Source organism: Aquitalea sp. ASV15 (assembly GCF_016429115.1).
GTDB classification, from domain to species: Bacteria; Pseudomonadota; Gammaproteobacteria; order Burkholderiales; family Chromobacteriaceae; genus Aquitalea; species Aquitalea magnusonii.
Window position 1 is genome coordinate 1 of sequence record NZ_JAELTZ010000040.1, and the last position, 12976, is coordinate 12976.

Here is a 12976-nt window from a genome sequence, read left to right on the forward strand (position 1 = left end):
GTGCCACCCTGGCCAGCGCCCACGCTGGCAGCCGCGCCCTGTCGGGCTTCAACAGCCTGACGCTGAGCGACAGCGACTACACCCTGACTGGCGCGACCGGCAGCATGACGGTCAACCCGCTGGCGGTCACCCTGACCGGTAGCCAGACCTATAACGGCACGAACGTCGCCCAGGGCAGCAACCTGACGGTCAGCAACCTGATCGAAGGGGACAGCGTCACCGTTGGTGGCACTGCGGCTATGGCCGGGAAGGTGGTCGGCAGCCAGCAGTTGACCGCCCTGGGCGGCTTGAGCCTCAGCAATGCGGACTACACCTTGTCTGGCGGCACCGGGAGCCTCGCCGTGGTGCCAGCAGCGCTGACGATTACGGCGGCGAATCAGACTGTCACGGCCGGTACGCCATATGTGCTGTCGGGTTACACCACTTCCGGGCTGTTCGGGAGCGATACGGTGTCCAGCCTGACCGAAACCTTGCCTGGCGGGGCGACGTCCACTCTGCCGCAGACTCCGGCTGGCAGTTATGTGATTACCGCTTTCAATGCCACCGGCAGCGGCCTGTCTAACTACAACATTGCCTACCAGCCGGGGGTTCTAACCATCAATCCTTTGCCCGCGATCAGCGTGCAACAGCTGCCTGCTAACGGCGAACACAGCAACGCCTCCAGTTTTTCGACCCCGGTGATCGCTTTCAACCAGGGGGCTTCCACTTTCAATCCGCCAGCGCCGTCTGGCACCAGCGGGGGGGCCGAGACCGAGGGGACTGCGACGCACAATGCGCCGGCTGGCAATGGTGGTAATGGTGGCATTGGCAACAGCAAGGGGGAGACGTCCAGCGGTGTGGTCCAGACCGGATCCGGTGGTGGTTCCAGCGGCAATTTGCAGTTGGCTCGGCAGTCTGGGGAGCAGATGACAGGCTCACCCTATCCGGATAATCGCTATGTTGGCGATGCGATTCAATTCATGACTCAATAAGCGGAAAGATAATAACAATGCATACCATCAGGCCATTGGTTTGGGGAAGTGTCTACGTAACCGCGGGGTGCCTGTTGACCATGACGGTGGCTGAGTTCGCAGCCGCGGCACCGATCGAACTTAATCCGGCACCGGTGCCACAGATACAGCGGCAAATGATACTGCCGCCCAATGTGGTGCCGGGAGCAGAGGACGCGACCCCGCTGGGGGCGACATTGACCGGCATCGTGGTGCTGGGCGCCGACGATATGCCGGTGCCCGCAACGGCTGAAGGCATAGACGCCAGCCGCGTGGCACGGCTTGATACGCCGGATGGCAAGGCCGTTCTCAGCCCCTGGCTTGGCCGTCCGCTATCCCGAAAGCTGATTGCCGAAATCGAGGCGTCCATTGCCCGTTATTACCGACAACGCGGTTTTCCGTTTATATCGCTGTCCACACCGCCGCAGAACATCGGCAGCGGCGTCTTGCAAATCCGTGTACTGGAATTCATGGACGGCAAGGTGTCGGTACAAGGCGCCTCCGACGCCAGTACACCACATCTGCGCACCTTGATTCGCCAGCAGCCAGGCGCGCCGATCGATACCTATCAGCTGACGGCAGATCTGGACTGGATCAATCGCTATCCCTTCCACCAGGCCCAGGCCGTGTTCACCCCGGGGGCCAGCTTCGGGCGTTCCGATCTGGATGTGCAGGTTACCGAGAGCAAGCCATGGCGTGCTTTTCTCGGCTATGCCAACTCCGGTACTGAAACCACCGGGATGGATCGCTATTTTGCAGGGGCCATGGTGGGTGGATTGCTGACGGCCGATTCCTTGCTGTCCTATCAATACACCACCTCGCATGACGGAGTGGATCCCAGCGGGCATCTGGGGGGCGAGTATGCCCATCAACGCTACCTCAGCCACGGCCTGCATCTGGATCTGCCATTTGCACCGCGCCAGAGATTGGAAGTGACGTTTAACCATGTCGAAACCAATACCAGTTCCAACCCGTTTCTGGTACGCAATTTGACTGACGAACTATCCGCTGGACATCGCTTCAGCCTGTCCAATTTTTCGCGTCTGCCGGGTGATCTGGCTTATGGCGTGGAAGTCAAACGCGAACGCCAAAAAACTTATTTCGGCAACACCGAGGTACTGGATAGCCAGCTTGAGACCGATCAGATTTATTTCAACTGGAACGCGCTGTGGCAAGGGCCGGATAGCAAGACCGGACTCGATGCGACATTGCATGTCAGCCCGGGTGGCCTGAACAGCAATAACACCGACCAGGCGATGAGCTCGTATACCCGTTCACGGGTGACCCAGTCCGACTACCAGTACCTGAATGTGCGTCTGACTCAGCTAAGCAGGCTGCCCAAGTCGTGGAGCCTGAATAATGAGTTGATCGTACAGTTTTCCAGCAATGCGCTGCCCAACACCGAGCAGGCCGGGATCGGTGGCGAGGGACTGGTACGCGGTTATCTGCTCGATGATGGTGCCTATGACTCGCTGGTTGTGAGCCGCAACGAATTGCATCTGCCGGCGTTCAATGTGCTGGGTGGCAATAGCTGGTTGATGCCGTATCTGTTTGTAGATGGCGGCTATGGCCGCAATCAGCACAATGCAGGCTCACAACACGCCTTGTCTGCCGGTATTGGCATGGATTATCAACTGGGGCGGGCACTCAGCGCCTCCGCGTCATATGCTCACGATTTCTGGCAGGCGAGTCAGACACATAGCGGGGACAATGCGCTGGAACTTAGGTTGACGCTAGGTTTTTAGGCCGGCATAACGGCCGTGATGTTGCGGTAACCCAGTGCCAGGATGGGGCTTGCACAGCTCCATCCGTGCCGCTTTCGATGCAGTGCGGTGGCCCTGCGTGCTTAAGCTTGATGCAGCAGTCAGCGAGATATCTGCATTTAGCTGGTCAAATACCAAAAAGCCCCAGCATCTCTGCTGGGGCTTTCGCTTGTTAGCACTTTCTTTTCAGTTTGTGCTCATTTTTTACAAGCACTGCTGAGCAACCTACTGCGTCAGCGGCTGTTTATTCCGGACGCATCTGCGGGAACAGGATAACGTCGCGAATGGACGGGGCGTCGGTCAGCAGCATGACCAGACGGTCAATGCCGATGCCGCAGCCACCGGTGGGCGGCAGGCCGTATTCCATGGCGCGGATGTAGTCGGCGTCATAGTGCATGGCTTCGTCGTCGCCAGCGTCCTTCTGGGCTACTTGCGACAGGAAGCGCGCGGCCTGGTCTTCCGGGTCGTTCAACTCGGAGTAGCCGTTGGCATGTTCGCGGCCGACGATGAACAGCTCGAAGCGCTCGGTGATGGACGGGTCGGCATCCGAGCCACGGGCCAGCGGGGACACTTCCACCGGGTAGTCGATGATGAAGGTGGGGTTCCACAGCTGGCCTTCGGCACATTCTTCAAACAAGGCCAGTTGCAGGCTGCCCAGGCCCGGAGCCGGCGGCAGCTTGCCACCCAGGCGCTTGATTTCGCTGGCCACCCAGGCGGCGTCGGCCAGTTGCTCATCGGTGTATTGCGGGTTGTAGTGCTTGATGGCGCCAACAATGGTGAAGCGGTCGAACGGTTTGCCCAGTTCCACTTCCTTGCCGTTGTAGCTGATGGTGGTGCTGCCGCAGACGGTTTCGGCACAGCGACGGATGATGTTTTCGGTCATCTCCATCATGCGCTGGTAATCGCTGTAGGCTTCGTAAAACTCGATCATGGTGAACTCGGGGTTGTGGCGTGTGCTCATCCCCTCGTTACGGAAGTTACGGTTGATCTCGAACACGCGCTCCAGGCCACCCACTACCAGACGTTTCAGATACAGTTCCGGCGCAATACGCAGGTAGAGCGGCATGTCCAGCGCGTTGTGGTGAGTCACGAAGGGTTTGGCCGTGGCGCCGCCCGGGATAGGGTGCATCATCGGGGTTTCCACTTCCAGATAGCCTTCGCTCACCATCACGTCGCGGATCTTCTGTACGATCTGCGAGCGCTTGATGAAGGTGTTGCGGCTGTCTTCGCTCATGATCAGGTCGGCGTAGCGCTGACGGTATTTTTGTTCCTGATCGGTCATGCCGTGGAATTTTTCCGGCAGCGGACGGATGTTTTTGGACAGCAGGCGCACTTCGCTGGCCTGTACCGTCAGTTCGCCGGTCTTGGTCTTGAACAGCACGCCGCGGATGGCGATGATGTCGCCCAGATCGAAGTGCTTGAACTCGGCATGTTCGGCTTCGCCGACACCATCGTTGGCGATGTAGGCCTGGATGCGGCCACTGCCATCCTGCAGGGTGGCAAAGCTGGCCTTGCCCATGACGCGCTTCAGCATCATGCGGCCGGCAACGGCAACCTCGATCTTCTCGGCTTCCAGAGCTTCCTTGTCTTTACCCGCGTGTTTTTCCTGCAGATCCTTGGCAAAGTGGCTGCGTTTGAAATCGTTGGGGAAAGCGACGCGTTTTTCGCGGATGCTCTTCAGCTTCTGGCGGCGTTCCGCCATGATCTGGTTTTCGTCCTGACTCAGGGATGATGCTTGTTCACGTTCAGACATGATGACTCCGTTGACTACTGCGGTAAGGGCAGGGGGCCATTCCCCCGCCAGGCCTCATCGGCCAACAATTAAGGTTTTACGCTGCTGTAATGCAGGCCGGCAGCAGCTGCCGGCCCGGACGTTTACACGCCCTGTTTCAGACTGGCTTCGATAAAGCCGTCCAGGTCGCCATCCATGACGCCCTTGATATTGCCCACTTCATAGCTGGTACGCAGGTCCTTGATGCGCGACTGGTCGAACACGTAGGAACGGATCTGGTGACCCCAACCCACGTCGGTCTTGGTGTCTTCCAGCGCCTGCTTGGCCTCGTTGCGCTTTTTCAGTTCCAGCTCGTACAGCTTGGCACGCAGCATCTGCATGGCTTCATCGCGGTTGCGGTGCTGCGAGCGGTCGTTCTGGCACTGCACCACGGTATTGGTGGGCAAGTGGGTGATACGCACGGCCGAGTCGGTCTTGTTGATGTGCTGACCACCGGCACCGGAGGCGCGGTAGGTATCGATACGCAAATCGGCCGGATTGATGTCGATCTCGAAGCTGTCGTCCACTTCCGGGTAGACGAATACCGAGGAGAAGGAGGTGTGACGGCGGGCATTGGAGTCGAACGGCGACACGCGCACCAGGCGGTGTACGCCCACTTCGGTACGCAGCAGGCCGTAGGCGTATTCGCCTTCGATCTTCAGCGTGGCACTGCTGATGCCGGCCACTTCGCCTTCGGATACTTCCAGTACGTCTACCTTGAAGCCCTTGCGTTCGGCATAGCGGGTGTACATGCGCAACAGCATGCCGGCCCAGTCCTGCGCCTCGGTGCCACCGGCGCCGGCCTGAATGTCCAGGAAGCAGTTGTTGGGGTCCATCGGGTCGTGGAACATGCGGCGGAATTCCATCTTGGCTACCTTGGCCTCGACTTCCTCCATGTCGGCTTTCACGGCGAGAATGGTTTCGTCATCCTCTTCGCTCTTGCCCATTTCCAGCAGTTCGCGCGCATCGGCGATGCTGGCGTTGATGCTGTCCAGCACCAGGACCACATCTTCCAGCTGCTTGCGTTCGCGGCCCAGTTCCTGGGCGCGCTTGGGGTCGTTCCAGATATCGGAATCTTCAGTGAGGCGGCTTACTTCTTCCAGACGGTCTTTTTTGCCGTCGTAGTCAAAGATACCCCCGAATATCGGTGGCGCGCTCGGCCAGGTTTTCAATCGTGGCCGCGATCTGGTTCAGGACTTCGACTTCAATCATGCTCTTGCTCCAGTGGCAGTCTGTATTAGTAAATTCAAATATGCTTGGCGGTATTGATCAAACACAAAAAGCGCACCAGTTGGTGCGCTTTTCGCTGATCTGGCTAAGGCTTAGCCAAACAGGTGAGCGACAGCTGCGCGCTCTTCTTCCAGCTCGGCCAGGGTGAAGTTCATGCGTTCGCGGCTGAACTCGTCCACTTCCAGACCTTGGACAATCTTGTATTCGCCATTTTCGCATACAACCGGGAAGCCGTACATCACGCCTTCCGGAATGCCGTAGGAACCGTCGGACGGAATGCCCATGGTCACCCACTTGCCATTGCTGCCCAGCACCCAGTCGTGGATGTGGTCGATGGCGGCGTTGGCAGCAGAAGCAGCCGAGGACAGGCCACGTGCTTCGATGATGGCGGCGCCACGCTTGCCCACGGTCGGCAGGAATACGTCACGGTTCCAGGCTTCGTCGTTGATCATGGCTTTTACCGACTGGCCATCGATGGTGGCGAAGCGGTAGTCGGCGTACATGGTCGGCGAGTGGTTGCCCCATACCGCGAGGTCCTTGATCGACGCAACCAGCTTGCCAGTCTTGGCAGCGATCTGCGACAGGGCGCGGTTGTGGTCCAGACGCAACATGGCGGTGAAATTTTTCGGGTTCAGGTCCGGAGCGCTCTTCATGGCGATCCAGGCATTGGTGTTGGCCGGGTTGCCAACCACCAGAACGCGCACATTGCGGTCGGCGTGGTCGTTCAGTGCCTTGCCCTGAACGGTGAAGATGGCGCCGTTGGCTTCCAGCAGGTCCTTGCGTTCCATACCTTTGCTACGCGGACGGGCGCCCACCAGCAGGGCAACTTGAGCGTCCTTGAAAGCGACGTTCGGATCGTCGGTGGCAACCATGCCGGCCAGCAGCGGGAAGGCACAGTCTTCCAGTTCCATCATCACGCCCTTAACGGCGGTCTGGGCTTGCGGCAGGTCGAGCAGTTGCAGGATGACCGGCTGGTCTTTGCCCAGCATTTCACCACTGGCGATACGGAACAGCAGGCTGTAGCCAATCTGACCAGCAGCGCCGGTAACGGCAACGCGAACGGGAGCTTTCATTGGTGGACTCTCCTTTAGATATCCGAGACTGTCTCAAATTGCAGATGTTGCTCTGCACTATAAGTGTGAAGCGAGTGTATCACGGAGTGTAGACCATGTGGGGCTGGATTCCCCATCAGAAATTCTGATAAGCTGCTTGATGTCTTGTGTCTTATATAAGACATCCCTTTACGCTTGATTTATTTGATGATACAAAGCCACTACATGATTGCTAATGCTCCGCGTCGTCAGCCGCTTTATGTGCAGATCAAGCAGTTTTTACTGCGCCGTATCGCCGAAGGCGAATGGCTGGAGCATGATGCCTTGCCCAGTGAATGGGATCTGGCCGCAGAGATGTCGGTGAGCCAGGGAACGGTACGCAAGGCGCTGAGCGAACTGGTGGCGGATGGCTTGCTATACCGACAGCAGGGCAAGGGGACGTTTGTGTCTCCGGTGCTCAGCGACTGGGGAGGCGCCCTGTTGCAGTCGCCCGGGGTGTTCGATGAAATGCCGGACCGGCTCAGTTGTGAGTTTCTGGCCATTTCGCGCATGAATGCCAGCGATGACATGGCGGTGGCGCTGCAGCTGCGGCGGCATGCGCCGATGTTTCGGGTGCGTCAGTTGTGGCGCGGGCAGGGCAGGCCGGTGGCGCTGGACGAGGCCTATCTGCCGGCCGAGCGTTTCGACGGCATGGAGGCGCGCTGGTTTCGTTCGGGTACCGGTGTTTACGCCACCTTGCAACAGCGTTTTGGTGTGCGTGTGGTGGAAAGTCGCGAGCAGTACCGTGCTGTCATGTTGCCACGCGAAGATGCGAGTTTGCTGGGCTTGTCCGGTGCCGCACTGGAAGAGCCGGTACTGAGTGTGCTCAGACTGACCTTTTCGTCAGTTGGTGAGCGGGTTGAATGGCGGCAGCGCTACTGCCTGAGTCGTGATCTGGCGCTGCTGCAAAAGAGCTGCTGATGTCGTCTGCCAGCATGGAAATGTCGCTTGTCCGGCAAAAAACGGGCAGCAGGCAGGTGATTTTTGCTAGAATTTCCAGATCATATTGCCCTGCAGCATCGGGCAGCATGATGTTCAGTATTGAGAGGGACCACCCGGTTTTTACAAGGGCGGACCTTTCAGGCGGGCTTCCAGACAGGGGCCCGGAGATAACCACTTGGTTCAAATACATCCAAGGAAGCCATATGCAGAAGCAACGACCGAAGCACCTGGATCTGGCCACGATCAGACTGCCCATTCCGGGTATTGTCTCGATCCTGCACCGGGTCAGTGGTGTGGCGCTCTTCTTTTCCCTCCCGCTGTTGATCTACCTCCTTCATGGTTCGCTCAGTTCAGCAGAGTCCTTTGAAACCTACCGTGCCGTAGTCGCGCATCCGCTGATGAAGATCATCCTCATCGGTTTGTTGTGGGCCTACATGCATCACTTCTGTGCCGGTATTCGTTTCCTGTTCCTGGATATCCACAAGGGTCTGGAACTGCAAACCGCCCGTGCGACCGCCAAGACTGTGGTGGTGGTTAGCCTGGCCCTGACTCTGATTCTGGGAGTAGCTCTATGGTAAACCGCTCTGTCATCGGCGCTCACTACGGTTTGCGCGACTGGGTCATGCAGCGCGTGACGGCCACCATCATGGTGATCTATACCGTAGCGCTGGCACTGTTCCTGCTGACCATGCCGTCCAGCTATGCCGGCTGGAAAGACTTCTTCGCACAAACCTGGGTGCAGGTATTGACCCAAACCACCCTGCTGGCAGTGTTCCTGCACGTATGGGTGGGCATTCGCGATGTGTGGATGGACTACATCAAGCCCACCGGCCTGCGCCTGGCGCTGCATGCCTTCACCATCGTGTGGCTTGTGTCCTGTTTCATCTATTCCGTTAAAGTTGTCTGGGGGCTGTAATGGGCGTACCTGTTCGTCATTTTGATGCAGTAATCGTTGGCGCAGGTGGTGCCGGCATGCGTGCCGCCCTGCAGCTGTCCGAAGCTGGCCTGAAGACTGCCGTACTGTCCAAGGTATTCCCCACCCGCTCGCACACAGTTGCTGCGCAAGGTGGTGTGTCTGCTTCTCTGGGTAACTCCGAGGAGGATCACTGGACCTGGCATATGTACGACACCGTCAAGGGGTCGGACTGGCTGGGCGACCAGGATGCCATCGAATTCATGTGCCGCGAGGCACCGAAGGTGGTGACCGAGCTGGAACACTACGGCATGCCGTTCGACCGTAACGCTGATGGCACCATCTACCAGCGTCCGTTTGGCGGCCACATGTCCAATTTTGGCGAAAAGCCGGTGCGTCGCGCCTGTGCTGCCGCCGACCGTACCGGTCATGCCATGCTGCACGCGCTGTACCAGCGCAATGTCCGTGCCAACACCCACTTCTTTGTGGAATGGATGGCGCTGGACCTGATCCGCGATGCCGACGGCAATGTGCAGGGCGTGATTGCCATGGAAATGGAAACCTCGGAAATCGTGGTATTCCAGGCCAAGGCCACCCTGTTTGCTACTGGCGGCGCCGGTCGTATCTACGCTTCTTCCACCAATGCCTTCATCAATACCGGTGATGGCCTGGGTATGGCCGCACGCGCCGGCATCCCGCTGGAAGACATGGAATTCTGGCAGTTCCACCCCACCGGCGTGGCCGGTGCCGGTGTACTGATTACCGAAGGTGTGCGTGGTGAAGGCGGCATTCTGCGTAACAGCGCAGGTGAACGCTTCATGGAGCGCTATGCACCGAATGCCAAGGATCTGGCTTCGCGTGACGTGGTCTCCCGCGCCATGGTGACCGAGATCAACGAAGGTCGTGGTTGCGGCCCGAACAAGGATCACGTGCTGCTGGACATCACTCACCTCGACCCCGAAGTGATCATGTCCAAGCTGCCGGGCATCCGTGAAATCTCCATCAAGTTTGCCGGTGTGGACCCGATCAAGGCCCCGATCCCGGTGGTGCCGACCTGTCACTACCAGATGGGTGGCATCCCCACCAACTACCACGGCGAAGTGGTGGTGGATGGCAAGCCGGTCAATGGTTTCTACGCTGCCGGCGAATGCGCTTGCGCCTCGGTGCACGGTGCCAACCGCCTGGGTACCAACTCCCTGCTCGACCTGCTGGTCTTCGGCAAGAGCTCGGCCAACTCGATGATCGACTTCATCAAGGCCCAGCCGCTGGAACTGCCGGAACTGGCTACCGCCGATGTCGAACGCTCGGTTGCCCGCGTGGAACGCCTGAACAAGCAGACCAACGGTGTGGCCGTCAACGACGCCCGTACCGCCATGCAGCGCACCATGCAGGCGCACTGCGGCGTGTTCCGTTTCAAGGACATGCTGGCCGAGGGTGTTGAGAAGATTCTGGAAGTGGAAAAGATGGTTCAGCAGACCGAAATTTCCGACAAATCCAGCGTATTCAACATGGCGCGCATCGAAGCCCTGGAACTGGAAAACCTGATCGAAGTGGCCAAGGCCACCATGATCTCGGCCAATGCCCGGACCGAATCGCGTGGCGCCCACGTGCGTGACGATGCACCGGATACCCCGGAAACCCCGAACGGTCGTGATGATGCCAACTGGCTGAAGCACACCCTGTGGTCGCGCGACGGCAACCGTCTGCAATACAAGCCGGTGAACCTGCAGCCGCTGACTGTCGACACCATCGCTCTGAAGACCCGTTCCTACTAAGGGCTTGAACAAGATGACTACTGAAACCGTCAAATTCCGCATCTATCGTTACGATCCGGACAAGGATGCCAAGCCCTACATGCAGGACATCAGCGTCGAGCTGGATTCCACCGACCGCAAGTTGCTGGATGCGCTGACCAAGCTGAAGGTGAAGGATGACACCATCACCTTCCGCCGTTCCTGCCGCGAAGGCGTGTGTGGTTCGGATGCCATGAACATCAATGGCAAGAACGGCCTGGCCTGTCTGACCGATTTCCGCGACCTGAAGCAACCGATCGAGCTGCGCCCGCTGCCGGGCCTGCCGGTGGTGCGCGACCTGATCGTGGACATGACCCAGTTCTTCAAGCAATACCACTCGATCAAGCCGTATGTGATCAACGACACGCCGCCGCCGGAACGCGAGCGCCTGCAAAGCCCGGAAGACCGTGAAGAACTCAACGGCCTGTACGAGTGCATTCTGTGCGCCTGCTGCTCCACGTCCTGCCCGTCGTTCTGGTGGAACCCGGACAAATTCGTTGGCCCGGCCGGCCTGCTCGCAGCGTATCGCTTCATTGCCGATACCCGCGACACCGCCATCAACGAGCGTCTGGACAACCTGGAAGATCCGTACCGCCTGTTCCGTTGTCACACCATCATGAATTGTGTTGATGTCTGCCCCAAGGGTCTGAACCCGACCAAGGCCATCGGCAAGATCAAGGACCTGATGGTCAAGCGTGCAGTATGACCGCCTACGATCCGATTGAACTCAAACGGATCCGCTGGCGGTCCCGCCGGGGCTTGCTGGAGCTGGATCTGGTGCTGGAGCGGTTTTTTGCCCAGCGCTTCGATTCACTCTCCCCGGCGGAGATCGACGCCTACAAGCGTATTCTCGATTTGCCCGACACCGATTTTCTGGATGTGGTGAACGGCAAGGCTGACCTGGACGATCCGGAAGAGGCCGCCATCATCGAGATCCTGCGGGCTGTCTGAGCCGCAGGATGCAGGGCCCAAAAACGATTACAACACCACAAAACTGACTGGGAGTATTGCTGTGGAAACTAACCGCAAAGTGACGCTCACTTACAACGAGGGCAAGGACAACCTGGAAATGCCGGTACTGTCCGGCACTCTGGGTCCGGATGTCGTCGATATCCGTGCCTTCTCCAAAACCGGCATGTTTACCTTTGACCCGGGCTTCCTGGCCACCGCCAGCTGCGAGTCCGCCATCACCTTCATCGACGGTGATCTGGGTCAGCTCTACTACCGCGGCTATCCGATCGAACAGCTGGCAGAAAAGAGCGATTACCTGGAAGTGTGCTACCTGTTGCTGAACGGCGAACTGCCGACTGCAGCACAGCGCAAGGAATTCGAACGTGGCGTGATGCGCCACAACATGCTGCACGACCAGCTGATGAGCCTGTTCAAGGGCTTCCGTCGTGACGCACACCCGATGGCCGTGATGGTGGGTGTGGTGGGCGCGCTGTCCGCCTTCTACCACGACTCGCTGGACATCACCAATCCGGAGCACCGTCGCATCTCGGCCCACCGTCTGGTGGCCAAGCTGCCGACCATCGCTGCCCAAGCCTACCGCTACAACAAGGGCCTGCCGTTCTCCTACCCGAAGAATGGCCTGACCTATGCGGAAAACTTCCTGCACATGATGTTCTCCACCCCGTGTGAAGAGTACAAGGTGAACCCGGTTCTGGCGCGCGCGCTGGACCGCATCTTCACCCTGCACGCCGACCACGAGCAGAACGCGTCCACCTCCACCGTGCGTCTGGCCGGCTCCTCCGGTGCCAACCCCTTCGCATGTATCGCCGCCGGTATCGCCTGCCTGTGGGGCCCGTCCCACGGTGGTGCCAACGAAGCCGTGCTGAAGATGCTGGATGAAATCGGCAGCGTGGACAACGTGGCCGACTTCATGCAAGGCGTGAAGGACAAGCGCTACAAGCTGATGGGCTTCGGCCACCGCGTGTACAAGAACATGGACCCGCGCGCTGCCATCATGAAGACCACCTGCGACGAAGTGCTGAACGAACTGGGCCTGCACAACGATCCGAAGTTCAAGCTGGCCATGGCGCTGGAAAAGATCGCCCTGGAAGATCCGTACTTCATCGAGCGCAAGCTGTACCCGAACGTGGACTTCTACTCGGGTATCGTGCTGTCCGCCATCGGCATTCCGGTCTCGATGTTCACCCCGATCTTCGCCCTGGCCCGTACCGTGGGCTGGATCGCGCACTGGAGTGAAATGATCGGTGACCCGGCGATGAAGATCGGCCGTCCGCGCCAGCTGTACACCGGCGCCCCGCGCCGCGATATTGTCGACATCGACAAGCGTTGATCAAGCTGTGACAAGTTGGCCGGACTCGTTTCGGCCAACTTTTTAAGCTGTTGCACAGAATACAGTAGCCGGTTTCACGACAGACGCCGACAGAGCGCTGCGGAAAAGAATGGAGACGGATTTGCCTTGCCAAAGCCCTTCTTGCGTCTTTTCCACAACGCTTTCTCCACGCAGCAATGTAG

Annotated in this window: 12 protein-coding genes; 9 read left to right on the plus strand and 3 right to left on the minus strand. The window is 58.9% G+C overall.

Going from position 1 to position 12976, the window contains the following annotated elements:
* Together JHD64_RS15810 and JHD64_RS15815 are read left to right on the plus strand one after the other, a co-directional pair.
* A partial coding sequence (locus tag JHD64_RS15810) for an MBG domain-containing protein (RefSeq protein WP_199054086.1) occupies positions 1-971 on the plus strand: 971 nt, incomplete at its 5' end.
* 155 nt (positions 972-1126) lie between these two features.
* Positions 1127-2734, plus strand: coding sequence for a ShlB/FhaC/HecB family hemolysin secretion/activation protein (locus tag JHD64_RS15815; RefSeq protein WP_199054088.1), 1608 nt, complete (start codon positions 1127-1129; stop codon positions 2732-2734).
* A gap of 262 nt (positions 2735-2996) precedes the next feature.
* Here the strand turns inward: JHD64_RS15815 and lysS are convergent, their stop codons facing one another.
* From lysS to JHD64_RS15830, 3 genes are all read right to left on the minus strand, one after another.
* Positions 2997-4505: a lysine--tRNA ligase gene (gene lysS, locus JHD64_RS15820; RefSeq protein ID WP_059285413.1), complete on the minus strand. Its 1509-nt coding sequence runs from the start codon at positions 4503-4505 to the stop codon at positions 2997-2999.
* Between the two features lie 122 nt (positions 4506-4627).
* Positions 4628-5695 carry a peptide chain release factor 2 gene (gene prfB, locus JHD64_RS15825; protein ID WP_082693349.1) on the minus strand — a complete coding sequence of 356 codons (1068 nt, stop codon included), beginning with the start codon at positions 5693-5695 and terminating at the stop codon, positions 4628-4630.
* A gap of 150 nt (positions 5696-5845) precedes the next feature.
* A complete protein-coding gene (locus tag JHD64_RS15830) occupies positions 5846-6826 on the minus strand; it encodes a malate dehydrogenase (RefSeq protein WP_199054090.1) in 981 nt (326 codons plus the stop codon).
* 204 nt (positions 6827-7030) lie between these two features.
* Here JHD64_RS15830 and JHD64_RS15835 point away from each other — a divergent pair, with 204 nt between their 5' ends.
* The 7 genes from JHD64_RS15835 (at position 7031) to gltA (ending at position 12794) form a co-directional block, all read left to right on the plus strand.
* On the plus strand, positions 7031-7765 hold the full coding sequence (locus JHD64_RS15835; protein ID WP_199054092.1) for a GntR family transcriptional regulator: 735 nt from the start codon (positions 7031-7033) through the stop codon (positions 7763-7765).
* Between the two features lie 224 nt (positions 7766-7989).
* Positions 7990-8364, plus strand: coding sequence for a succinate dehydrogenase, cytochrome b556 subunit (gene sdhC, locus JHD64_RS15840; protein WP_045845607.1), 375 nt, complete (start codon positions 7990-7992; stop codon positions 8362-8364).
* Positions 8358-8702: a succinate dehydrogenase, hydrophobic membrane anchor protein gene (gene sdhD / locus JHD64_RS15845; RefSeq protein WP_045845608.1), complete on the plus strand. Its 345-nt coding sequence runs from the start codon at positions 8358-8360 to the stop codon at positions 8700-8702. The genes sdhC and sdhD overlap by 7 nt, the downstream gene beginning before the upstream one ends.
* Complete coding sequence (sdhA, locus tag JHD64_RS15850) at positions 8702-10474, plus strand: succinate dehydrogenase flavoprotein subunit (RefSeq protein WP_059285415.1); 1773 nt, start codon at positions 8702-8704, stop codon at positions 10472-10474. Before sdhD ends, sdhA begins: the two co-directional genes overlap by 1 nt.
* Positions 10475-10487: 13 nt before the next feature.
* Positions 10488-11198 carry a succinate dehydrogenase iron-sulfur subunit gene (locus tag JHD64_RS15855; protein ID WP_045845610.1) on the plus strand — a complete coding sequence of 237 codons (711 nt, stop codon included), beginning with the start codon at positions 10488-10490 and terminating at the stop codon, positions 11196-11198.
* On the plus strand, positions 11195-11443 hold the full coding sequence (locus tag JHD64_RS15860; RefSeq protein WP_059285416.1) for a succinate dehydrogenase assembly factor 2: 249 nt from the start codon (positions 11195-11197) through the stop codon (positions 11441-11443). Before JHD64_RS15855 ends, JHD64_RS15860 begins: the two co-directional genes overlap by 4 nt.
* A gap of 61 nt (positions 11444-11504) precedes the next feature.
* The gene (gltA, locus tag JHD64_RS15865) at positions 11505-12794 is read left to right on the plus strand and encodes a citrate synthase (RefSeq protein ID WP_110313635.1); all 1290 of its coding nucleotides are present in this window, start codon (positions 11505-11507) and stop codon (positions 12792-12794) included.
* Positions 12795-12976: the final 182 nt, after the last annotated feature.

What these genes read in the sequence shown, in the direction of transcription:
- JHD64_RS15815 (WP_199054088.1), top strand. Translation starts at nt 1,127, where the DNA reads ATGATACTGCCGCCCAATGTGGTGCCGGGAGCAGAGGACGCGACCCCG.
- lysS (WP_059285413.1), bottom strand. Translation starts at nt 4,505, where the DNA reads ATGTCTGAACGTGAACAAGCATCATCCCTGAGTCAGGACGAAAACCAG.
- JHD64_RS15830 (WP_199054090.1), bottom strand. Translation starts at nt 6,826, where the DNA reads ATGAAAGCTCCCGTTCGCGTTGCCGTTACCGGCGCTGCTGGTCAGATT.
- JHD64_RS15835 (WP_199054092.1), top strand. Translation starts at nt 7,031, where the DNA reads ATGATTGCTAATGCTCCGCGTCGTCAGCCGCTTTATGTGCAGATCAAG.
- sdhC (WP_045845607.1), top strand. Translation starts at nt 7,990, where the DNA reads ATGCAGAAGCAACGACCGAAGCACCTGGATCTGGCCACGATCAGACTG.
- sdhD (WP_045845608.1), top strand. Translation starts at nt 8,358, where the DNA reads ATGGTAAACCGCTCTGTCATCGGCGCTCACTACGGTTTGCGCGACTGG.
- sdhA (WP_059285415.1), top strand. Translation starts at nt 8,702, where the DNA reads ATGGGCGTACCTGTTCGTCATTTTGATGCAGTAATCGTTGGCGCAGGT.
- JHD64_RS15855 (WP_045845610.1), top strand. Translation starts at nt 10,488, where the DNA reads ATGACTACTGAAACCGTCAAATTCCGCATCTATCGTTACGATCCGGAC.
- JHD64_RS15860 (WP_059285416.1), top strand. Translation starts at nt 11,195, where the DNA reads ATGACCGCCTACGATCCGATTGAACTCAAACGGATCCGCTGGCGGTCC.